We start from the raw sequence: 22,590 nt of genomic DNA, 5'->3' as shown, positions 1-22,590 counted from the left end.
ACAAAGTGCCGATTCGGGAATCCCCCCGGCAACTTCCTGCCAAACCAGATTTGTGCATGCCCTAGTGCGTTCGCAGGGACGACATCGCGTGTTCGGTTGTCAGTCGCTCAGTGCGACCGTGCCAGGCAGAACGCCACCACCTGCTCCAGCGCGCTCTTCATCGGCGAGGACGGGAACAGCGCCAGCGCGTCCACGGCCATGGCGCCGTAGTGCTGGGCGCGGCTCAGCGTGTCCTCGAGCGCGCGGTGCTTGTTCATCAGCCCGATGGCATGGTCGAGGTCGCTGTCGCCGATCTCGCCGCGTTCCAGCGCCCGGATCCAGAACGCGCGCTCGGTGTCGTTGCCGCGGCGGAAGGCGAGCACGACGGGCAGGGTGATCTTGCCCTCGCGGAAATCGTCGCCGGTGTTCTTGCCGAGCTTGGCGCTCTTGCCGCCGTAGTCGAGCACGTCGTCGACGAGCTGGAAGGCGATGCCGAGATTCATGCCGACCGAGCGGCAGGCGGTCTGCTCCGCCTTCGGGCGGTTGGCGATGACGGGGCCGACCTCGCAGGCAGCTGCGAACAGCTCGGCGGTCTTGCCGCGGATCACGGCGAGATATTCGTCCTCGGTGGTCGCGGTGTTCTTGGCGGCGGCCAGCTGCATCACCTCGCCCTCGGCGATGGTGGCGGCGGCCGCGGAGAGGATGTCGAGCGCACGCAGCGAGCCGACCTCGACCATCATGCGGAAGGCCTGGCCGAGCAGGAAGTCGCCGACCAGCACGCTCGCCTCGTTGCCCCAGAGCATGCGCGCCGACAGCTTGCCGCGCCGCATCTCGCTTTCGTCGACGACGTCGTCATGAAGCAGTGTGGCGGTGTGCATGAACTCGACGGAGGCGGCGAGCTTGATGTGGCCGTCGCCGGTGTAGCCGGCGAGGTTGGCCATGGCGAGCGTCAGCATCGGGCGCAGGCGCTTGCCGCCGGAGGAGATCAGGTGGTTGGCGACCTCCGGGATCATGGTCACGTCCGAACCGGTCCGCGACAGGATCGTGGCGTTGACGCGCTCCATGTCAGGGGCGACAAGGGCCACCAGCTCTTCGATCGACGCGCCGGGAGTTTCGAAAGGTACGATGACGGCCACGCCGGTCTCCAATATTTGCCCCGGAAGGGCTATTCTGACGGAAAGACAATAGAAACTGCAGGCGGATGCGGCAAGTGCCGCGGAACCATTGACATTTGCCGCTTGCCCCCCTTTCAGGCAGGAGACCCGTGATTTGCGCGAACTGGTTCGGACCAACGATATCGTGCTGGTGTCGGCGATCGGCGCGCTGCTCGACGGCGCCAACATCCATCATCTGGTGCTGGATCAGAACATGAGCATCATCGAGGGATCGCTCGGCATTTTGCCGCGGCGGATCCTGGTTCACGAGGACGACGCCCAGGAGGCGCGGGCGCTCCTCACCGAGGCCGGCCTCAGCCACGAATTGCGCGGCGATGAGTGAAGCCGCAAATATTACCGAGGACGCCTTTCTCGGGGGGCAACTGCGGCTGAGGCAGAAGCGGAGCGGCCATCGCGCCGGGCATGACGCCATCCTGCTTGCAGCCGCGACCGAGGCCCGGGCAGGGGACCGCGTGGTCGATTTCGGCGCCGGTATCGGCACGGCCGGGCTGGCGCTGGCCTGCCGCATCCCCGGTATCAGGCTCGGCCTGGTCGAGATCGATCCGGAGCTGGCGGGGCTTGCGCGCGACAACGCGGCGGTGAATGCGATTGCCGCCGAGACCATCGTGCTCGACGTCACGGCCGACGCCGAGGCCTTTGCGTCACATGGACTGTCGCCCGACAGCGTCGACGTGGTGCTGATGAATCCACCGTTCAACGATCCGACCCGGCATCGCGGCTCGCCGGATCAGCTGCGTCACAGCGCGCATGTGGCGACGGAGGAGACTCTGCATGCGTGGGTGCATGCAGCTCGGCGCATCCTCCGATCGAATGGTGTGCTGACACTGATCTGGCGCGCAGATGGAATCGCCGACGTCCTCGCGGCGCTATCGCGGGGCTTCGGCAGCCTCGCGATCCTGCCGGTTCACGGCGAGGCGGGGCGGCCCGCGATCCGCGTGCTGGTGCGTGCGGTCAAAGGCGGCCGGGCCCCGACGCGATTGCTGCCGGGCCTCATGCTCAACGACGAGTCAGGCGCATCGAAAAACGAGATGAGGGAGATTCTGGAGGGGAGAGCGGCCTTGCCGCTGGTGGAACCGTGACGGCTTACTGCGGAAGCGATTCCGACTGCTGCTCTTGCGGAGTGGTCAGGCGGATCGCCATGAACAGCGCACCGATCAGCAGCATCAGCAGGTAGATTTTCATGGTGTTCTCCGCTGCGCCATTGCAGCCCCCGGGCGGAAAATCTGCAAAACACGTTCCAGGCACTTCCAATGACAGTCGCGTGATAAGAAATGGTTAATCAGAGGTAACGGCATGGCCGAACAATTGAACGATCGTGAGAGTTCCGGCCTGGCCGACAAGCTCGTGCAATATCTGCCGGCGCGCTTCCGCCCCGGCACCGCAGTCGTGCCGGTGGTGCGGCTGTCGGGCGTGATCGGCGCGGTGACGCCGCTGCGCCCGGGCATGACGCTCGCAGGTGTCGCCAAGGTGCTGGAGCGGGCGTTCTCGATGCGGAACGCCAAGGCGGTGGCGCTGGTGATCAACTCGCCCGGCGGCTCGCCGGTGCAGTCGCGCCAGATCTATCTGCGCATCAAGCAGCTCGCGGCGGAGAAGAAGCTGCCGGTGCTCGTGTTCGTCGAGGACGTCGCGGCGTCCGGCGGCTACATGATCGCCTGCGCCGGCGACGAGATCATCTGCGATCCCTCGTCGATCCTCGGCTCGATCGGCGTGGTCGGCGGCAGCTTCGGTTTCCAGGACGCGATCAAGCGGCTCGGCATCGAGCGGCGGCTCTATACCGCTGGCGCGCACAAGGCGATGCTTGACCCGTTCCTTCCCGAAAACCCCGACGACGTCGCCAAGCTGAAGGCGCTTCAGCGCGAGATCCACCAGATCTTCATTGCGCTGGTCAAGGAGAGCCGCGGTGCGCGCCTCAAGGGCTCCGACGATACCCTGTTCACGGGCGAGTACTGGGCCGGCGAGAGCTCGATCGCGCTGGGGCTCGCCGACAGCATCGGCGATCTCCGCTCAACTCTTCGTGCCCGCTATGGCGAGAAGGTTCTCACCCCCGTGATCGCGCAGCCGACCGGGCTGCTGTCCGGCCTTCTGGGGCGGAAATCGCCCGGCGCGGGGCAACTTTCGGCCATGGAATCAATGGCCGGGCTGCCGGATGAGCTGATCTCGGCGGTGGAGACGCGGGCGATCTGGGCGAAATTCGGGTTCTAGGCGAAGCCCTGCCGCGCCATTTGGTCTCTCGCCGAGCCAATTGCGGCGCGGCCCCGACTGCGCGAGAATGCATGTGGGGGCTGAGCACTAGACAAGGATCGACCGATGCCGCCGTTCGTCGCTTTCGCGGGCGTGCTGGGTGGGCTTGCCGTGGTCCGCTGGGCCTACAAGACCGCTGTCAGGATCAACCAGGAGCTGGAGGAGATGCGCCTGTCGCGCGTCGCCGAGGCCGCCCATATGGGGGATATCCAGAAACTGAAGCGTGATCCCGTGACCGGAGCCTACCGGCCGGGTTAGCTGGCGCCATTGACCGCTGCCGTAGGGTGGGCAAAGCGAAGCGTGCCCACCGCCGCGCCGTAATCCGGGAGAGATGGTGGGCACGGCGCAAGAGCGCCTTTGCCCACCCTACGGCACCGTCCCTGAGGATGGGGCGTTCGGCCCGAATCCGCCCCCTTTGCCTTGATTCCCACCCCCGCCGTCGATACGGTCCCGCGCGATTCAAAACCCCCGCGAGAGCCTGATCTGACGATGGACGCCTCATTGCCCGCCCATATGCGCCCGGAACGCTCGTTCCAGGGCTTCATCCTCGCGCTCCAGCGGTTCTGGGCCGAGCAGGGCTGCGTGATCCTGCAGCCCTACGACATGGAAATGGGCGCAGGCACCTTCCATCCGGCGACCACGCTGCGCGCGCTCGGGCCGAAGCCGTGGAACGCCGCCTATGTGCAGCCCTCGCGCCGGCCCAAGGATGGCCGCTACGGCGAGAACCCGAACCGGATGCAGCACTACTACCAGTTCCAGGTGATCATGAAGCCGTCGCCGCCGAACCTTCAGGAACTGTACCTGAAGTCGCTGGCCGCGATCGGAATCGATTCCGCCGTGCACGACATCCGCTTCGTCGAGGACGATTGGGAGAGCCCGACGCTGGGCGCCTGGGGTCTCGGCTGGGAATGCTGGTGCGACGGCATGGAAGTCAGCCAGTTCACTTACTTCCAGCAGGTCGCCGGTGTCGAATGTTCGCCGGTTGCGGGCGAGCTCACCTACGGGCTCGAGCGGCTCGCGATGTATGTGCAGGGCGTCGACCGCGTTTACGACCTCAACTTCAACGGCCGCGACGGCGATGCCAAGGTCACCTATGGCGACGTCTTCCTGCAGGCCGAGCGGGAATATTCGAAGCACAATTTTGAAATTGCCGACACCGCGATGCTGTTCGAGCAGTTCAAGATGGCGGAAGCGGCCTGCAAAAAGTATCTCGACGCCGGCTGGAAGGATGAGAAGCGCGAGGCCCACCTGATGGCGCTGCCGGCCTATGACCAGTGCATCAAGGCCAGCCACGTCTTCAACCTCCTGGACGCGCGCGGCGTGATCTCGGTTACGGAGCGGCAGAGCTACATTTTGCGCGTTCGCGAATTGGCAAAAGCCTGCGGCGAGGCCTGGATCCATACTGAAGCGGGCGGAGCGGCCTGATGCCCGATCTTTTGCTTGAACTCTTCTCCGAAGAGATCCCCGCACGCATGCAGGCCAAGGCGGCCGACGATCTGCGCCGCATGGTCACCGACAAGCTCGTTGCCGAAGGCTTGGTCTACGAGGGCGCGAAGGCGTTTGCGACGCCGCGCCGCCTCGCGCTCACCGTGCACGGCATCCCCGCGCGCCAGCCCGACCTCAAGACCGAGCGCCGCGGACCCAAGGTCGGCGCGCCCGATGCGGCCGTGCAGGGCTTTCTGAAGGCGACAGGGTTGAAGTCGCTCGATGAAGCCAAGATCCAGCGCGACCCCAAGGGTGATTTCTACATCGGCCTGATCGAGAAGCCCGGCCGCGATGCGATCGACGTGCTCGCGGAAATCCTGCCCGTGATCATCCGCACGTTCCCCTGGCCGAAATCGATGCGCTGGGGCGCGCGTTCGGGCAAGCCCGGCTCGCTGAACTGGGTGCGTCCGCTGCACGCGATCACCGCGACCTTCGGGCTCGAGACCGAAGAGCCCGATGTCGTGACGTTCGAGGTGGACGGCATCGAGACCGGCCAGACCACCTACGGTCATCGCTTCCTCGCGCCAGGTGCCATTCAAGTGCGCCGCTTCGAGGACTATGAGGCGAAGCTGCTCGACGCCAAGGTCGTGCTCGACCCTGACAGGCGCAAGGACGCAATCCTCACCGACGCCAAGCAGCTCGCCTTCGCGCAAGGCTTCGAGCTCGTCGAAGACCAGAACCTGCTCGACGAGGTCGCCGGCCTGGTCGAATGGCCGGTCGTGCTGATGGGCTCGTTCGAGCCGGAATTCTTGGCGACGCCCGCGGAAGTGATCCGCGCCACCATCCGCAACAACCAGAAGTGCTTCGTGGTGCGCGATCCCAAGACGGGCAAGCTCGCGAGCAAGTTCATCCTGGTCGCCAATATCGAGGCGACCGATGGCGGGGCGACCATCATCGCCGGCAACGAGCGCGTGATCCGCGCCCGGCTGTCGGATGCAAAGTTCTTCTACGAGACCGACCTCAAGACCAAGCTCGAGGAGCGGCTGCCGAAGTTCGAGCAGATCGTGTTTCACGAGAAGCTCGGCACGCAGGCCGCGCGCATCAAGCGCATCGAGCGGCTCGCCGCGGAGATCGCGCCGCTGGTTGGCGCCGATGTCGGCAAGGCGACGCGCGCTGCGCATCTGGCGAAGGCCGACCTGCTGACTGAGGTCGTCGGCGAATTCCCCGAGGTGCAGGGCCTGATGGGCAAGTATTACGCGCTGGCGCAGGGCGAGGATGCCTCTGTCGCCGCCGCTTGCGAGGAGCACTACAAGCCGCAAGGGCCGACGGATCGCGTGCCGACCGATCCCGTCAGCGTGGCGGTCGCGCTTGCCGACAAGATCGACACGCTCGTGGGCTTCTGGGCCATCGACGAGAAGCCGACGGGTAGCAAGGATCCGTATGCGCTGCGTCGGGCCGCGCTCGGTGTCATCAGGTTGATCGCCGAGAACGCACTGCGGCTGTCGCTGATGAAGGTGGCGGCGTCCGCGCTCGCCGGCCTGTCGGTGAAGCCCGCCGATGTCTCGAAACTCCCGAGCGATCTGCTCGCCTTCTTCGCCGACCGCTTGAAAGTCCAGCTCCGCGAGCAGGGCGCGCGGCACGATCTCGTCGACGCCGTGTTCGCGCTTGGCGGCCAGGACGACCTGCTGATGATCGTCCGCCGCGTCGAGGCACTCGGAAAGTTCCTCGATACTGACGACGGCAAGAACCTGCTCGCCGGCATCAAGCGCGCCAGCAACATCCTCGGGATCGAGGAGAAGAAGGACAAGCGCAGCTTCGATGGCGCGCCGGACGCTGCGCTCTATGGGCTCGACGAGGAGAAGGCGCTGGCGAAGGCAATCGGCGAGGTGAAGGCGGACGCAAGTGCCGCTGTCGCCAAGGAAGACTTTGCCGCCGCCATGAGCGCGATGGCAAAGCTGCGTCCGCCGGTCGATGCGTTCTTCGAAAAAGTCCGGGTCAACGATGATGATCCGAAGGTGCGCGAGAACCGCCTGAAGCTCCTGAACGAGATCCGCAGCGCCACGCGTGCGGTCGCGGATTTCTCGAAGATCCAGGATTGAGGCGCGCTCGCGCTTCAAACACCGCTGTCATTCCGGGGCGCCCCACTTGGGGCGAGCCCGGAATCCATTTCTCCTCATCACGCGCGGCACGATGGATTCCGGGTTCGCGCTTCGTGCGCCCCGGAATGACAAGAACACAAAAATGCCCCGCCCGGCGGGGGGAAGACCGGGCGGGGCCTGATGTCCGATCATACTGCTCGCGCCAGCCTGAAGTGACGCGCCGGACATCTAGTCGATGTCAGTTGGTCGGTCTCAGTCCAGCACCTCGACGATGCGGCGCGAGCGCGGCTCGACCAGAACGGTCTCGCCGTTCACGACGGTGTAGCGATAGGTGGTGGCACCGAAGCGCTGCGGCACGTCATAATAGGTAATGCCGGTCTCCGGTAACGTAGAACCGACCACCACGCGATCCGGAATCCGGAAGGGCGGGACACGTTGTTCGACGACATATTCGCGGAAGGCCGGCCGCTGTTCGACGGCAATGGTCGGAGCGCTGTCGACGACGGCAGGCGCGCGTCCGACGGTGACACCGCTTTGCGCCTGCGCCGCAAGGGGCGAGCCGATCGCGGCCGCGATCGTTGCAAGAGCGAGAATCCTGTTCCGCATGGACAACTCCTTCGACGTGATTTTTTTCGGACGCGTCAATGGCGCGACCGGTTGGCCAATGCATGCACCCTTGGCAATGTTCCGGGAAAAGGGCCGCCGCATCAGAGGCAATTTCAGGCAGTTTTCGTGGGTGGCGGAACTCGCATCGCCTCTTGCGCGTCTCTACTCGCGGAACCGGGACCGCTATGATCCGCCCGCGATTCGCCTCACCTCCACAGAAAGATAGTTCATGCACATCACCGTCGCCCACATTTCGCCGATCCTGTCGTTGATTGCGGGCGTGCTCATCCTGATCATGCCGCGACTCCTCAACCTGATCGTCGCGATCTTCCTTATTGTGAACGGTGCGATCGGGCTCGGGCTCCTGAAATGGCTTCACCTCTAGGGGTGTTCATTTTCCGGAACTGTCTGACTTGCGCGGGCCCGTTCAAAATGGTGTAAGGCCCGCGAAATCCCATTCCTCTCGCAGGTTGTGTGCAAGCTATGGCCAAAGCCGCCTCGAAGCCCAATAAAACTCCAGCGAAATCAAAGTCTTCCGCCAAGGCGAAAGCCGCGCCGGCGGCCCGCAAGGCGCTTGCCAAGAGCGCTCCCAAGCCGGTCGCCAAAGCTGCCGCAAAGCCGTCCGCAAAGGCTGCCGTCAAGCCGGCTGCGAAGGCTGTGACCAAGGCGGCTCTGCCGAAGGTCGCTGCGAAGCCTGCGCCGAAGAAGGCTGCTCCCGCCAAACCGGCGTCAGCCGCGGGCAAGGCCGGCAAATGGGTGTACACGTTCGGTGACGGCAAGGCCGAGGGCCGGACGGAGATGCGCGACCTGCTCGGCGGCAAGGGCGCCAACCTCGCCGAGATGGCCAATCTGGGCCTGCCGGTGCCTCCCGGCTTCACCATCCCGACCTCGGTCTGCACCTATTTCTATGCCCACGACAAATCCTATCCGAAGGAATTGCAGTCGCAGGTTGAGAAGGCGCTCGACCATGTCGGCAAGCTGACCGGCAAGGTGTTCGGCGACACCAAGAACCCGCTGCTGGTCTCCGTGCGCTCCGGCGCCCGCGCTTCGATGCCGGGCATGATGGACACGGTGCTCAACCTCGGCCTCAATGACCGGACCGTGGAAGCGCTGTCGGAATTGTCGGGCGACCGCCGCTTCGCCTATGACAGCTATCGCCGCTTCATCACCATGTATTCCGACGTGGTGCTCGGCTTCGAGCATCATCACTTCGAGGAAATCCTCGACACCTTCAAGGACACCCAGGGCTACACGCTCGACACCGACCTGTCCGCCGACGACTGGGTCGAACTGGTCGGCAAGTACAAGGACGCCGTCGCGCGCGAGACGGGCAAGGACTTCCCGCAGGATCCGCACGACCAGCTCTGGGGCGCGATCGGTGCCGTGTTCTCATCCTGGATGAACGCGCGCGCGGTGACTTACCGCAAGCTGCACGACATTCCGGAATCCTGGGGCACCGCGGTCAACGTGCAGGCCATGGTGTTCGGCAACATGGGCGAGACCTCGGCGACCGGCGTTGCCTTCACCCGCAACCCCTCGACCGGCGAGAGCAAGCTCTACGGCGAGTTCCTGATCAACGCGCAAGGCGAGGACGTGGTGGCGGGCATCCGCACGCCGCAGGACATCACCGAGGAAGCGCGCCGGGAATCCGGCTCCGACAAGGCGTCGATGGAAGCGGCGATGCCGGAAGCCTTCCAGGAGCTGACGCGGATCTACACGCAGCTCGAGAAGCACTACCGCGACATGCAGGACATGGAGTTCACCGTCGAGCGCGGCAAGCTCTGGATGCTGCAGACCCGCGGCGGCAAGCGCACCGCCAAGGCGGCGCTGCGCATCGCGGTCGAGCTCGCCAATGAAGGCCTGATCTCGAAGAAGGAAGCGGTCACCCGCATCGATCCGGCTTCGCTCGATCAGCTGCTGCACCCGACCATCGATCCCAACGCCAAGCGCGACGTGATCGCGACCGGCCTGCCGGCATCTCCCGGCGCTGCCTCCGGCGAGATCGTGTTCTCCTCGGATGAAGCGGCCAAGCTTCAAGGCGACGGACGCAAGGTGATCCTGGTCCGCATCGAGACCAGCCCGGAAGACATCCACGGCATGCACGCCGCGGAAGGCATCCTCACCACGCGTGGCGGCATGACCTCGCACGCCGCCGTCGTCGCGCGCGGCATGGGCAAGCCCTGCGTCTCCGGCTGCGGCACCATCCGCGTCGATTACGGCCGCGGCACCATGAGCATCGGCTCGCGCACCTTCAAGACCGGCGACGTCATCACCATCGACGGCTCGCTCGGCCAGGTGCTCGCCGGCCGCATGCCGATGATCGAGCCGGAGCTGTCCGGCGAGTTCGGCACGCTGATGGCCTGGGCCGACCAGGTCCGCAAGATCGGCGTCCGCGTCAACGGCGACACGCCCGACGACGCGCGCACCGCGATCAAGTTCGGCGCCGAAGGCATCGGCCTGTGCCGCACCGAGCACATGTTCTTCGAGGAGACGCGCATCCGCACGGTGCGCGAGATGATCCTCTCCGAGGACGAGCAGTCCCGCCGCGCCGCGCTCGCAAAGCTGCTGCCGATGCAGCGCGCCGACTTCGTCGAGCTGTTCGAGATCATGAAGGGCCTGCCCGTCACGATCCGCTTGCTCGATCCGCCGCTGCACGAGTTCCTGCCGCACACCCACGCCGAGGTCGAGGAAGTGGCGCGCGCCATGAACACCGACCCGCGGCGCCTCGCCGACCGCGCGCGCGAGCTCTCGGAGTTCAATCCGATGCTCGGCTTCCGCGGCTGCCGCATCGCGATCGCTTATCCCGAGATCGCCGAGATGCAGGCGAGGGCGATCTTCGAGGCGGCGGTCGAGGCCGAGAAGCGCACCGGCAAGGCGGTCGGCCTCGAGGTGATGGTGCCGCTGATCGCAACCAAGATGGAGCTCGATCTCGTCAAGGCGCGCATCGATGCCACCGCGAAGGCGGTGATGCGCGACAACAACACCAAGATCGCCTATCAGGTCGGCACCATGATCGAGCTGCCGCGGGCCTGCCTGCTTGCAGGCGAGATCGCGGAGAGCGCCGAGTTCTTCTCGTTCGGCACCAACGACCTCACGCAGACCACTTACGGCATCAGCCGCGATGACGCGGCGAGCTTCCTGGGTCCCTACGTGTCGAAGGGCATCCTGTCGGTCGATCCGTTCGTCGCGCTCGACCAGGAAGGCGTCGGCGAGCTCGTCAAGATCGGCGTCGCGCGCGGCCGCAAGACCCGTCCGAAGCTCAAGGTCGGCATCTGCGGTGAGCACGGCGGCGATCCCGCTTCCGTTGCCTTCTGCCACAATATCGGCCTCGACTACGTCTCCTGCTCGCCCTACCGCGTGCCGATCGCCCGTCTCGCCGCCGCGCAAGCCGCGCTCGGCAAGGAGATCGCCAGCCAGGCGTAGGCTTACGAACTAAAATTCCGGAATGAGAGAGGCGGGGCAATGCTCCGCCTCTTTTCTGTTGGGCTACGCTCTCTCCCTCGTCATTGCGAGGAGCCCTCGCGACGAAGCAATCCAGACTGCTTTCGCGGAAACACTCTGGGTTGCTTCGCTGCGCTCGCAATGACGAGTTTGTGGGACGTGCGTGTCGCCACACCCGCGCTGTCATCGTCGGCGAAGGCGGACGATCCAGTATTCCACCAGCGTCGGTGGTTGCACCGAGATGCCGCGGCGTACTGGATGCCCCGCCTTCGCGGGGCATGACAGCGGTGATGGTGGGTGTACCTCTTGCAACACCGGGATCTCATCGCGCGTCCCGTATTGATACGTGTGCGCAAGAGTTCCTTCACCATTCGCGTTGACCGGTTGTTTACCGCTTCACGTCACTCCGCGTTCACCACGCACGCAATCGCCCCGTGAAAACACCTGCAATCGCTTGAGTGTGCCGCGCGCGCAACGCCGATTAACGCCCCGGCAACCTAAATTGGATACTTACGAGAAAGGTCGAATTGCACGGATGTACTGCGTTTCGATTTTTCTGGCGTAAGCGTAGCGTGAGCGTGTTGATGTCAGTGTTGCGTAACCATCCGAAGGGCGCGCGGTTCGCGTCCTTCGGCATCGGTCTCTGCATCTTCGCATTGATGCCGAGAGAGACCGGCTATCAGGACATTGCTTCCTTGCTGGCGCGCCAACCCGGCGTCGCCGAGCGTTGGCAGAAGCAGGTGTTCTCGGCGGCGTCCTCGATCCAGCTCGCCACCTACAGTTTCTCCCGCCCCATCGGCACCTCGGTTCCGCAGAGCGCGATGGTTCGCCTGGCGAGCCTCGACGGTCGCGACGTCACCGGCGCGATCAGCCGCAACCCGGCGCTGCAGTCTGCGCCGCGCTACCAGGCTTCAGACTTTCCCAAGGTCGATCGCTCCATGAAGGGTGATCGCCTCGCAACCGTGACGCCGACTGAGGCTCCCGAAGCAACCGCGCCCGCTGCAGCTCCGGCGCAGCAAGATCCCGCGACCTCGAACAGCTCCGTGTTCGGCGCCAAGACGGCCGCGTTGCCACAGGCGATGTCGCCGGAGTCCGCGGCCGCGCTCGATCCCGAGCTGCAGGAAGCGCTCCGCGCGCCGCCGCTGCCGCAATACACCAACACCCCGCGCGCCAGCGACGCTGCGCGCGCATTCGCGGTGCAGCCGCTCGAGGCGCTCAAGCGGACCACGGCGCCGACGACGCCGGTGCGTGATCCCTTCAGCGTCAAGACCGCCAATCTCTTCTTCGGCAGCTCCTCGCTCGGCGGCAATCTCGAGAGCATCGAGAGCTGGCAGCCCGGCGCCGAGCCGCTGATCGTGATGCCCGATCCCGATATGAAGGTGACGGCGTCGCTGACGCCGCCGACGGTGGAGATCGCCAGGGACGTCGAGAGCGGCGAGAGCGTCGCGCCGAAGGGCGAGGTCAACGCCGACAACCAGCGCGCCAGGTCACCGGCGGAGCGGCTCGCGCTCGACGACAAGTCGCGCGCGAAGTCGGAGAAATGCCTTGCCGAAGCCGTCTATTTCGAATCGCGCGGCGAGGCCGTGCGCGGCCAGATCGCGGTGGCGCAGGTCGTGATGAACCGCGTGTTCTCCGGCAAATACCCGGACACCGTGTGCGGGGCGGTCTATCAGAACAAGCACCGCCATCTCGCCTGCCAGTTCACCTTCGCCTGCGACAACAATGCCGACGTGATCCGCGAGCCCGAGATGTGGGAGCGCGCCAAGAAGATCGCCAAGGCCATGCTCGACGGCCAGATCTGGCTGCCGGAAGTCGGCAAGTCCACGCACTACCACGCCTATTGGGTGCGCCCGTCCTGGGTCGCCGAGATGAAGAGGATGTACAAGACCGGCGTGCACACCTTCTACCGCCCGCGCGCCTGGGGCGACGGCAGCGAGGAGCCGAGCTGGGGCACGCCCGCCCAGACCGCCGCGCTGTCGGCCGAACTCGCGCAGGAAGCCAAGAGCTCCGCCGAGATGGGCCTGAGCGAGCGGAGGTAGTTGTCTTCCCTCGCTCCGCAAGCGGGGCGAGGTGAAGACGTCCTCACATCGCGATATCCAGCGCACAGTCGAAATTCGGCGCCGAATGCGTCAATGCACCCGCTGACGCGTAGTCGACTCCGGTCGCCGCGATCGCGGCGATCGAGTCCGGCGTGACACCGCCTGATGCCTCCAGCTTGAGCCGGCCCTCGTTGATCCGCACGGCCTCGCGCAGCGTCGCAATGTCCATGTTGTCGAGCAGCACCGCGTCGGCAAGGCCGGTGTCCAGCACCTCGCGCAGCTGCACCAGCGTATCGACCTCGATCTCGATCTTGACGAGGTGGCCGGCATGGCTGCGGGCGCGCTCCAGCACCGGGCGGATGCCGCCGGCAACCGCGATGTGGTTGTCCTTGATCAGGATCGCATCGTCGAGACCGAAGCGGTGGTTGAAACCGCCGCCGCAGCGCACGGCGTATTTCTCCAGTGCGCGCAACCCCGGCGTGGTCTTGCGTGTGCAGCAGATGCGCATCTTCGTGCTGTCGGTTCGCGCGACGTAATCGGCCGTGAGCGTCGCGACGCCCGAGAGGCGGCCGACGAAATTCAGCGCGGTTCGCTCGGCGGTGAGAATCGCGCGTGCCGGCCCCGAGATCGTCAGCACGTGCTGCCCGCGAGCCACGCGCGCGGCGTCACGGACATGGGCGCGCAGCTCGACGTCGGCCGAGAGCCTTTGCAGCGTCGCGACCGCGAGCGGCAGGCCTGCGATCACGCCGGACTGGCGCGCGACCAGGACGGCCTGCGCCGTGGTTGCTTCGGGAATCGTCGCGAGCGAGGTGACGTCGCCGGCGCGGCCGAGATCCTCGTCGAGCGCGCGCTGCACGGCCTCGTCAATCGCGAGCGGCGAGAGGAAGGCGTCGGGGTTGAGCAATGAGGTCGGATTGATCATGGGGAACTCCATCAGGCGATCATGGGTTGCTTCATGCGCGACGGGGAGCCCAGGCTCTCCGCAATCTCGCGCGCTGCGGCGAGCGTGGTCATCGTTCTCTGCGCCAGCGCGGGCATGTCGGCCGGATGATCGGAGCGGAAATGCGCGCCGCGGCTTTCGCGCCGGCTCCAGGCCGAAGCGGCAACGAGCAGGGCCGACGTCGCCATGTTGCGGAGCGCGATGCTCGTGGCCTCGCGTTCGAGTGCGGCGAAGTGGTGCACGGCTTCACTGAGACCGTCGCCTTCGCGGACCACGCCGACATGCGCGCTCATCATTGCCCGCAGCCGCTTCACAGCCGCAGCATCCGGCGTGCCGCTGCGCGAAGCGACCGGTGCGTCGCGAAGGCGGGCCGGCGCGGGGAGCGCACGGCCGGCGATGTCGTCGGCGATGCGCGCGGCATAGACCACGGCTTCGAGCAGCGAATTCGAGGCGAGCCGGTTGGCACCATGCGCGCCGGTCGATGACACCTCGCCGCCGGCCCAGAGCCCGTCGATCGAGGCGCGGCCGCGCGAATCCACCGCGACGCCGCCCATATGATAGTGCGCGGCGGGCGCAATCGGGATGGCTTGCGTCGCGGGATCGATGCCGGCAGCGATGCAGCTCGCATGCACCGTCGGAAACTTGTCGGCGAAGTGTGCGCCCAGCGCCTGGCGCGCGTCGAGGAAGGCGCCGCGTCCCGCCACGATCTCGGCGAACACGCCACGGGCCACGATGTCGCGCGGCGCAAGCTCGGCGAGCGGGTGGCGCGCCGCCATGAAGCGTTCGCCGTTGCCGTTGATCAGTGTCGCACTTTCGCCGCGCAGCGCTTCGGTCGCGAGCGGTGCCGGATCGCCGCCGGTCATGATGGCGGTCGGATGGAACTGGACGAATTCGGGGTCGGCGATCACAGCACCCGCGCGCGCCGCGATCGCAAGCCCCGATCCGCTGGCCTCGACCGGATTGGTCGTGACGGCATAGAGATGGCCGATGCCGCCGGTGGCCAGCACCACCGCGCGTGCGGCGAGCAGGATCGGGCGTGCGGAGGGATTGCCGGCTTCACGCAGCTGGAGCCCGGCGACCACGCCATCTCCGGTCAACAGCGCCTCGGCGACGAGACCTTCGATGACGCGGATCGACGGCGTGCGGCGTACCGCCTCGCTCAGCGCCGCGATGATCGCAGCGCCCGCGCCGTCGCCCCGTACATGCACGATGCGCCGGGCCGAATGTGCAGCTTCGCGCCCGACGGCAAGCTTTCCTTCGAGATCGCGATCGAACGGCACGCCATGGCTCAGGAGATCGTGAATGCGAGGCGCGGCTTCGCGCGCGATGCCAAGTGCGACCGCCTCGTCGACGAGGCCGCCGCCGACGGCGATGGTGTCGGCGGCATGCGCCTCCGGCGTGTCGCCGTCGGCCACGGCCGCTGCGATGCCGCCTTGTGCCCAGGCGGATGAGGCGCCCTGTCCGAGCGGCGCGGCCGAGATCAAGGTCACCGGCCGCGGCGCCAGCTTCAGCGCACAGAACAATCCGGCAAGGCCGCCGCCGACGATGACGACGTCGTCGGTGCGGGTGAGGTCGTGGATGTTGCTTGTCATGACTTTCTCCATTCACTCCGCCGTCGTCCCTGCGAAAGCAGGGACCCATACGCTGCGGCGGAAATTGTGTTGCGAAGCTGCGTGTTGCCTCTCTTCGCCACACATCGTCCTGTGGTTATGGGTCCCTGCGTTCGCAGGGACGACAGCGGTGTGTTTTGTTACGGGTTGCCATCAGTTCTTCAGGTTGATCATCCGCTCGACCGAGCGCCTTGCGCGATCCGCGAGCGCGGGATCGATCGTGACCTCCTCGCGCAGCGTAAGCAGGCTCTCCAGAATGTTCGCGAGCGTGATGCGCTTCATGTGCGGGCAGATGTTGCAGGGGCGGAGCATCTCGACGTCGGGCAGCTCGGCACGGACGTTGTCGGCCATCGAGCATTCCGTGATCATCACCAGCCGCCGCGGCCGCTTCGCGCGCACCCAGTTGATCATGTGCGCGGTCGAGCCGGTGAAGTCGGCTTCCGCCAGCACGTCCGGCGGGCATTCCGGATGCGCGATGATCTGCACTGACGGATCGGCCTCGCGAAAGGCGCGCAGCTCTGCGCCCGTAAAGCGCTCGTGCACCTCGCAGGCGCCCTTCCAGGCGATGATCCTCACGTCGGTCTTCGAGGCCACGTAAGTGGCGAGATAGCGATCGGGCAGGAAGATCACGCTGGGCGCATTCAGGCTCTCGACCACCTGCACCGCGTTCGACGAGGTGCAGCAGATGTCGACCTCGGCCTTCACCTCCGCGGAGGTGTTGACATAGGCGACGACCGGAACGCCGGGGAATTTTTCGCGAAGCAGGCGGACGTCGGCGCCGGTGATGCTGGCGGCGAGCGAACAGCCGGCGCGCGAATCCGGGATCAGCACCGTCTTGTCCGGATTGAGCAGCTTCGAGGTCTCGGCCATGAAGTGCACGCCGCATTGCACGATGATGCCCGATTTCACCTTGGTGGCTTCGACGGCGAGCTGAAGCGAATCGCCGCCGATATCGGCGACGCAGTGGAAGATCTCCGGCGCCTGATAGTTGTGCGCGAGGATCACCGCGCCGCGCGCGCGCTTCAGTTCGTTGATCGCATGGATCGTCGGGGCCATCAGCGGCCACTCGATCGACGGGATCACATGCTTCACACGCTCATAGAGCGGCGCGGTGGCCTGTTCGACCTCCGGCGTCCACTCCAGCGAGGGCATCGGCAGCGCCGGCTCGGAGCGCGCCGGTGCGGCTCGGGGGGAGGCGGTGGCGTGGCCCTGCGGCCGGTTGGCAAAGTCGTCGGGGCCGTAAATTCCAGCGATCGGCATTGAAGCCTCCCTTGCATCTGTTGTACTCAATTTGAGTATATCAGGGGCCTGAATCATCCGGCCGAGATGGCCGGTGCGGATGTCGTCGATGTCCTAATATACTCAATATGAGCAAATCAAACGTAACACGCTTGGCCGGGGACCGCCAGATCCGATCGCACACATTTCCGTCAACTCCGCTTGGCGCGCCACGCGAGGCCACACCGAAATGCAATGCTCCCGCGACAGCTCCCCGTGGAATGCAATCGCATTTGGCTTGGGATTTTCATGCAAGTGCATTAAGTGGCTCAGTCGCGGCCGCCGCTTGCCGAATCCGCCAACGACAGACGAGGAACACCATGTCGACATCAGTGGGCGAACTTGCTCCAGCCTCGCGTTCCTCCAACTGGCGCACCCCGGCCGTCATCATTCTCTGCGGCTGCGCCATCGGCATGCTCGGCTTCGGCCCGCGTTCGGCGCTCGGCTTCTTCGTGCAGCCGATGAGCCACGAATTCTCCTGGGGCCGCGACGTGTTCGGTCTCGCCATTGCCGTGCAGAATCTGTTGTGGGGCCTGGGCCAGCCATTCGCCGGCGCGGTCGCCGATCGCTTCGGCCTGTTTCGGGTGATGTGCGTCGGCGCGCTGCTCTATGCCGGCGGCCTGCTGCTGATGCGCTACGCCACGACGCCGCTGTCGCTCGACATCGGCGCGGGCGTCATGGTCGGCTTTGGCCTTGCCGGCTGCTCCTTCAACCTGGTGCTGTCGGCGTTCACCAAGCTGCTGCCGGCGGAGAAGCGCGGCCTCGCGCTCGGTGCCGGCACCGCGGCGGGCTCGTTCGGTCAGTTCCTGTTCGCGCCGATCGGCGTCGCGCTGATCGACAATTTCGGCTGGCAGCAGGCGCTCTCCGTGTTCGGCTTCCTGATGCTGCTGATCATCCCGCTGTCGCTGGCGCTCTCGACGCCGCCGGTCGCGCATGCTGCAAACGCAGCGCCGGCGGACGAGCAGACCTTCACCAGGGCGCTTGCCGAAGCATTCGGCCACCGTTCCTATGTGCTCCTGGTGCTCGGGTTCTTCACCTGCGGCTTCCAGCTCGCATTCATCACCGTGCATCTGCCGGCTTTCCTGGTCGATCGCGGCATCACCGCGCAGACCGGCGGCTGGGTGATCGCGGCGATCGGCCTGTTCAACATCGTCGGGTCGCTCAGCGTCGGCTATCTCCAGAACAGCTTGCCCAAGCGCTACATCCTCTCGACCATCTACTTCACGCGCGCGCTTGCGACGCTCGCCTTCATCTCGTTCCCGATCACGCCGTTCTCGGCGATCGCGTTCGGCGCGGTCTCCGGCCTGACCTGGCTGTCCACGGTGCCGCCGACCTCGGCGCTGGTGGCGCTGATGTTCGGCACGCGCTGGCTTGCGACGCTCTACGGCTTCGCCTTCGTCAGCCACCAGGTCGGCGGCTTTCTCGGTGTCTGGCTCGGGGGCATCGTGTTCGAGAAATTCGGTTCCTACACACCGATCTGGTGGCTCTCGATCCTGTTCGGCGTGCTCTCGGCGCTGATCAATCTTCCGATCGTGGAGAAACCCGTCGAGCGAGCGGTTGCGCAGCCGGCCTGATCGGCTAAACATCCCCGGCAAACCAGTCAGGGAGTTCAGTCGTGGCCACATTCAAGGCGATCAGGATCGACAAGGCGGACAAGGGCACCACCGCCGCGCTGACGCAGTTCGATGAAGCCGAGCTGATGGATGGCGACGTTACCGTCCGTGTCGAATGGTCGACGCTGAACTACAAGGACGGCCTTGCCCTCACCGGCAAGGCGCCGGTGGTGCGCCGCTTCCCGATGATCGCGGGCATCGATTTCGCCGGCACGGTCGAGGCGTCCTCGCATCCGCAGTGGAAGGCCGGCGACAAGGTCGTCTGCACCGGCTGGGGCATGGGCGAGACCCATCTCGGCGCCTATGCCGAAAAGGCGCGGGTGAAGGGCGACTGGCTGGTCGCGCTGCCGCAAGGCCTGTCGGCGCGCGATGCCATGGCGATCGGCACCGCCGGCTTCACCGCGATGCTTTCGGTGCTGGCGCTGGAGAAGCACGGCCTGTCGCCGAAGAGCGGTCCCGTGGTGGTGACGGGCGCCGCCGGCGGCGTCGGCTCGGTCGCGACCGCCGTGCTCTCGAAGCTCGGCTACCACGTCATCGCCTCGACCGGCCGCGCCGCGGAGGCCGACTATCTCAAGCACATCGGCGCGGCTGAGGTCATCGACCGCAACGAATTGTCGGGGGCGGCCAAGCCGCTCGCCAAGGAGCGCTGGGCAGGCGGCGTGGACAGCGTCGGCTCCACCACGCTGGCGAATCTGCTGTCGATGACGAAGTACGGCGGAGCGATCGCGGCCTGCGGCCTGGCGGCCGGCATGGACCTGCCGTCGTCAGTCGCCCCCTTCATTTTGCGCGGGGTGTGCCTTCTCGGCATCGATTCGGTGATGTGCCCGATTGAGCCGCGGAAGGCTGCCTGGCAGCGTTTGGCCTCCGATCTCGATCGAGCTAAACTATCTGAAATTACTCATGAAATTTCGTTGGGCGAGGTGCCCCAATGGGGCGCGAAAATCCTGGCCGGTGAGGTCCGCGGCCGCATCGTGGTAAAAATTGTCTAACGGCGTTCAGACTTTACCAACCAAGCTGCTTCAATGTTGCCTTGGTTAGTATGGTAAGCAGCGGGTAAAGAGATAAGGCATCGCCCGCGCTGGGGTTGGTTCGGAGTAGAGCATGCTTGCGCGTATCGTGTTGGGGGCCGTCACGGCGGCGGCGACGTTTGCGCCGGCCATTGCCGGAAGCATGAATGCCGACGAGGCGCGTCGCTTCGTCGCCGGCAAGGTGTTCGCCTTCACCTGTTTCGACGGCACCCGCGGTGCAGGCCGCATCCTCGACGATCTCGGCGCCGCCGGTGCGGTGCAGTTCTCGGGCGCAGGCCCGGTCAAGCATCTCAGGCTCCCCGGCAATACGCTCCAGATCCGCGGCCAGAACGTCTGCGCCTCGATCAAGGGCATTCCGTTCGAGCCCTGTTTCAACCTGGAAAAGACCGACGATCGCAGCTTCCGCGGCTCGGTTTCCGGCATGGGCTTCGCCTATTGCGACTTCCACCATCAGGGCGGCAACCAGATGCTGATGGCGCGTGCGGCCGCGCGGCCGCGCTCGCTGCACAGGGCGGAGCACACCGGCTCGGTCGGCCCGGCCAACACCGAAGTCGCCGCGCGCGTGGAGACGCCGCGTGTCGAGAGCAGCCGGCTGGAGCCGGTGAAGGCTGAAGTCAGGTCCGAGCCGGCCAAGAACGAGGCTCCGCTGGAGCTGCGCCGTTCGACCCAGTGAGGCGGCCTTGCGGGACAGTCCGCGCCCCTTGTCGTTGAAGACCCTCATCGAACACGAAGCCGCCGCGCCGTAGTCATACGGACGGCGGCTTTCATGCGTTGGTAGCGGTTCGCGCTCCAGTTTGCGGACGGCCGGGGGGCGCGGCCCGATAAAGGGTTCAACGATGTCGCTGTACTTCTTCCGCATCAGTACCGGTCGTTATTCCGGCGCCGCCGACCAGCCGTACGAGTTCGAGGATCGCGCAGCCGCCTGGACCGAGATGACGGAGGTCTGTGCCAACCTGCTCGGTGGCATCGCGCGCAGCCTGAAGCCGAATGCCGAATGGTGCATGGAACTGCTGGACGAGAACAAGAAGCCGGTCTTTCGCATCAGCCTCGTCGGCGAGAGCGTGCGCTGACGATTGCGGTCGGTGCGACCGGCGTTCACGAACGCCGATGCGTGCAAATTCGCGAAGTATATTTCATTGCACGCAAGAGCTGCGAGAAGTCAGGCAGTTAAGCGGCTTTTCCAGTATTTCTACCTAGCCCGCCGGGGTCCTGCTTAACGTTAATGAGGAACGTCGCTGGTAGCCTCTCCGGGTTGTGCGCGCGCTTCGTCGCGGCAAATGCGTACCTTTCGAGGATACCTCAATGATGTTCGTTCAGAACCTGCGAATTGGCACCAAGCTCGCGGTCACGTCCGCGCTGACCATCGGGCTCGTCGCGCTCATGATCTTTCTGCAGATGAGCGGAAACGCCGATGTCCAGAAGCTCGGCAATGCCGCGTCGGAACAGCAGGCGATCGCGCAAAACGCCGCGGAAGCGAAGGCGTCGGTCCGGGGCATGCAGATCGGCATTCGCGACATCCTGACGTCCGTCTCGCCGGCCGATATGCAGAAGGCGGTCACTTACTTCAACGACCGGCTGACTGCTGCCACCAAGTTCTCGAACGAAATGGCGAAGCTCTCGCACTCGCCGGAAAACCGCAAGCGAATCGATCGCCTGACCGTGTTGATCGGCGAATTCGGCAAGGGCCAGCAGCAGATCGAGGCCAAACGCAAGCAGGAGCTCGCGCTCGAGGGGAACAAGGACGCCGAAGCGGCCGCTCAGATCGCAAAGCTCGTGGCTGAGGTCGATCGCATTCGCAAGGGAACGCTGGCGCCGATCAACGAAGAAATCACCGAGCTGACCAACCAGATCACCGATTTCGCCAAGCGGAAGAGCGTCGAGGCGCGTGCGGAAGCGGAAGCCGAGGCGGCGTCGGTTGCCCGGACCTCGCTGATCACCGGCGCGCTGGTTGCACTGGTCTTGATCGCTACGTGCATCTTCTCCGTCTTCAGCATCGCGCGGCCCATGCGCGCGCTGACATCGGCGATGGAGAAGCTTGCCGGCGGCGACTTCTCGGTCGTGCTCCCGGGCCTTGGCCGCAAGGACGAAGTCGGCGAGGTCGCGGGTGCCGTGGAGAAATTCAAGGTCGTGTCCGAGCAGAAGGCACGCGCGGAAGCGGAAGCCAAGATACGGCAGGACGCGATCGCGGCCGAGCAACGCAAGGCGGAAATGTACAAGCTCGCGGACACGTTCGAGTCCGCGGTTGGCGAGATCGTCGGCACGGTGTCTTCGGCCTCGACCGAGCTCGAGGCATCCGCCACCACGCTGACCTCCACCGCCGAGCGCACGCAGGAGCTCACCGGCCTGGTCGCGGCTGCGTCGGAAGAAGCGTCCACCAACGTGCAGTCGGTGGCTTCGGCGACCGAGGAACTGTCGTCCTCGATCAACGAGATCAGCCGGCAGGTGCAGGAATCCGCGCGCGTCGCCAGCGAGGCGGTCGGCCAGGCCCGCACCACGACCGACCGCGTCGGCGAATTGTCGAAGGCGGCGGCGCGGATCGGCGACGTCGTCGAGCTCATCAACACCATCGCCGGCCAGACCAATCTCCTGGCGCTCAACGCAACCATCGAGGCCGCGCGCGCCGGCGAGGCGGGCCGCGGCTTTGCCGTGGTCGCGTCCGAGGTCAAGGCGCTCGCGGAACAGACGGCGAAGGCGACCGGCGAGATCGGCCAGCAGATCGCCAGCATCCAGACCGCGACCGAGCATTCGGTCGGCGCGATCAGGGACATCAGCGGCACCATCGAGAAGCTGTCGGAGATCTCGTCGACCATCGCCGCGGCCGTCGAAGAGCAGGGTGCAGCGACGCAGGAGATCTCCCGCAACGTGCAGCAGGCGGCGAAAGGAACCCAGCAGGTGTCCTCCAACATCACCGACGTGCAGCAGGGTGCGAGCGAGACCGGTTCGGCGTCCTCGCAGGTGCTGGCGGCTGCGCAATCGCTGTCTGGCGACAGCAACCGCCTCAAGCTCGAGGTCGACAAGTTCCTCGGAACCGTGCGCGCGGCCTGACGGCGACGTCTCTCATTCGGCGACTTGCAACCGTCGCGCGTGACTGCGCGGCGGCTGCACGCGTTCCTAAC

General features: G+C 65.8%; 19 protein-coding genes. 14 read left to right on the top strand and 5 right to left on the bottom strand.

Features of this window, described 5'->3' with window-relative positions; translation table 11 throughout:
• Positions 1-107: 107 nt before the first annotated feature.
• Positions 108-1,115: a polyprenyl synthetase family protein gene (locus CO669_RS10760; protein WP_026202916.1), complete on the bottom strand. Its 1,008-nt coding sequence runs from the start codon at positions 1,113-1,115 to the stop codon at positions 108-110.
• 133 nt (positions 1,116-1,248) lie between these two features.
• Here CO669_RS10760 and CO669_RS10755 point away from each other — a divergent pair, with 133 nt between their 5' ends.
• The 6 genes from CO669_RS10755 (at position 1,249) to glyS (ending at position 6,919) form a co-directional block, all read left to right on the top strand.
• Complete coding sequence (locus CO669_RS10755; protein ID WP_097659764.1) at positions 1,249-1,476, top strand: putative signal transducing protein; 228 nt, start codon at positions 1,249-1,251, stop codon at positions 1,474-1,476.
• Positions 1,469-2,233 (top strand): tRNA1(Val) (adenine(37)-N6)-methyltransferase, encoded by a 765-nt coding sequence (locus CO669_RS10750; protein WP_097659763.1) that lies wholly within the window; start codon positions 1,469-1,471, stop codon positions 2,231-2,233. Before CO669_RS10755 ends, CO669_RS10750 begins: the two co-directional genes overlap by 8 nt.
• Before the next feature lie 214 nt (positions 2,234-2,447).
• Positions 2,448-3,356: a S49 family peptidase gene (locus tag CO669_RS10745; protein WP_097659762.1), complete on the top strand. Its 909-nt coding sequence runs from the start codon at positions 2,448-2,450 to the stop codon at positions 3,354-3,356.
• 105 nt (positions 3,357-3,461) lie between these two features.
• Positions 3,462-3,653 (top strand): hypothetical protein, encoded by a 192-nt coding sequence (locus tag CO669_RS10740; protein WP_097659761.1) that lies wholly within the window; start codon positions 3,462-3,464, stop codon positions 3,651-3,653.
• 231 nt (positions 3,654-3,884) lie between these two features.
• Positions 3,885-4,820, top strand: a complete 936-nt coding sequence (locus CO669_RS10735; RefSeq protein WP_097659760.1) for a glycine--tRNA ligase subunit alpha — start codon at positions 3,885-3,887, stop codon at positions 4,818-4,820.
• Positions 4,820-6,919, top strand: a complete 2,100-nt coding sequence (glyS, locus tag CO669_RS10730) for a glycine--tRNA ligase subunit beta (RefSeq protein WP_097659759.1) — start codon at positions 4,820-4,822, stop codon at positions 6,917-6,919. Before CO669_RS10735 ends, glyS begins: the two co-directional genes overlap by 1 nt.
• Before the next feature lie 252 nt (positions 6,920-7,171).
• Here the strand turns inward: glyS and CO669_RS10725 are convergent, their stop codons facing one another.
• On the bottom strand, positions 7,172-7,525 hold the full coding sequence (locus CO669_RS10725; RefSeq protein WP_097659792.1) for a DUF1236 domain-containing protein: 354 nt from the start codon (positions 7,523-7,525) through the stop codon (positions 7,172-7,174).
• A gap of 229 nt (positions 7,526-7,754) precedes the next feature.
• On the opposite strand from CO669_RS10725, the gene CO669_RS10720 reads away from it, so the two are divergent.
• From CO669_RS10720 to CO669_RS10705, 3 genes are all read left to right on the top strand, one after another.
• Positions 7,755-7,910, top strand: coding sequence for a DUF3096 domain-containing protein (locus CO669_RS10720; protein WP_018648785.1), 156 nt, complete (start codon positions 7,755-7,757; stop codon positions 7,908-7,910).
• Positions 7,911-8,008: 98 nt separating this feature from the next.
• Entirely contained in the window at positions 8,009-10,948 is a 2,940-nt protein-coding gene (ppdK, locus tag CO669_RS10715; protein ID WP_198963943.1) for a pyruvate, phosphate dikinase, read from the top strand.
• A gap of 602 nt (positions 10,949-11,550) precedes the next feature.
• Positions 11,551-13,005, top strand: coding sequence for a cell wall hydrolase (locus tag CO669_RS10705; RefSeq protein WP_198963942.1), 1,455 nt, complete (start codon positions 11,551-11,553; stop codon positions 13,003-13,005).
• A gap of 43 nt (positions 13,006-13,048) precedes the next feature.
• Here the strand turns inward: CO669_RS10705 and nadC are convergent, their stop codons facing one another.
• The 3 genes from nadC to nadA form a co-directional block, all read right to left on the bottom strand.
• Positions 13,049-13,927, bottom strand: coding sequence for a carboxylating nicotinate-nucleotide diphosphorylase (nadC, locus tag CO669_RS10700; RefSeq protein ID WP_097659791.1), 879 nt, complete (start codon positions 13,925-13,927; stop codon positions 13,049-13,051).
• Positions 13,928-13,938: 11 nt separating this feature from the next.
• Positions 13,939-15,537, bottom strand: a complete 1,599-nt coding sequence (locus tag CO669_RS10695) for an L-aspartate oxidase (protein WP_198963941.1) — start codon at positions 15,535-15,537, stop codon at positions 13,939-13,941.
• Between the two features lie 171 nt (positions 15,538-15,708).
• A complete protein-coding gene (nadA, locus tag CO669_RS10690) occupies positions 15,709-16,815 on the bottom strand; it encodes a quinolinate synthase NadA (protein WP_097659754.1) in 1,107 nt (368 codons plus the stop codon).
• A 338-nt stretch (positions 16,816-17,153) separates the two neighbouring features.
• Between nadA and CO669_RS10685 the strand changes: the two genes are divergently transcribed.
• The 5 genes from CO669_RS10685 (at position 17,154) to CO669_RS10665 (ending at position 22,519) form a co-directional block, all read left to right on the top strand.
• Positions 17,154-18,407 carry an MFS transporter gene (locus CO669_RS10685; RefSeq protein ID WP_097659753.1) on the top strand — a complete coding sequence of 418 codons (1,254 nt, stop codon included), beginning with the start codon at positions 17,154-17,156 and terminating at the stop codon, positions 18,405-18,407.
• A 41-nt stretch (positions 18,408-18,448) separates the two neighbouring features.
• On the top strand, positions 18,449-19,435 hold the full coding sequence (gene acuI, locus CO669_RS10680) for an acrylyl-CoA reductase (NADPH) (protein WP_097659752.1): 987 nt from the start codon (positions 18,449-18,451) through the stop codon (positions 19,433-19,435).
• A gap of 112 nt (positions 19,436-19,547) precedes the next feature.
• Positions 19,548-20,147, top strand: coding sequence for a hypothetical protein (locus CO669_RS10675; protein WP_097659751.1), 600 nt, complete (start codon positions 19,548-19,550; stop codon positions 20,145-20,147).
• A 163-nt stretch (positions 20,148-20,310) separates the two neighbouring features.
• On the top strand, positions 20,311-20,544 hold the full coding sequence (locus CO669_RS10670) for a DUF6894 family protein (RefSeq protein WP_097659750.1): 234 nt from the start codon (positions 20,311-20,313) through the stop codon (positions 20,542-20,544).
• Between the two features lie 232 nt (positions 20,545-20,776).
• Positions 20,777-22,519 carry a methyl-accepting chemotaxis protein gene (locus CO669_RS10665; RefSeq protein ID WP_097659749.1) on the top strand — a complete coding sequence of 581 codons (1,743 nt, stop codon included), beginning with the start codon at positions 20,777-20,779 and terminating at the stop codon, positions 22,517-22,519.
• Positions 22,520-22,590 lie beyond the last annotated feature (71 nt).

This window comes from Bradyrhizobium sp. Y36, from assembly GCF_002531575.1.
Classification (GTDB): domain Bacteria; phylum Pseudomonadota; class Alphaproteobacteria; order Rhizobiales; family Xanthobacteraceae; genus Bradyrhizobium.
The sequence above is the reverse complement of the archived record's forward strand: the minus strand, read 5'-3'. Positions and strand labels throughout refer to the sequence as shown.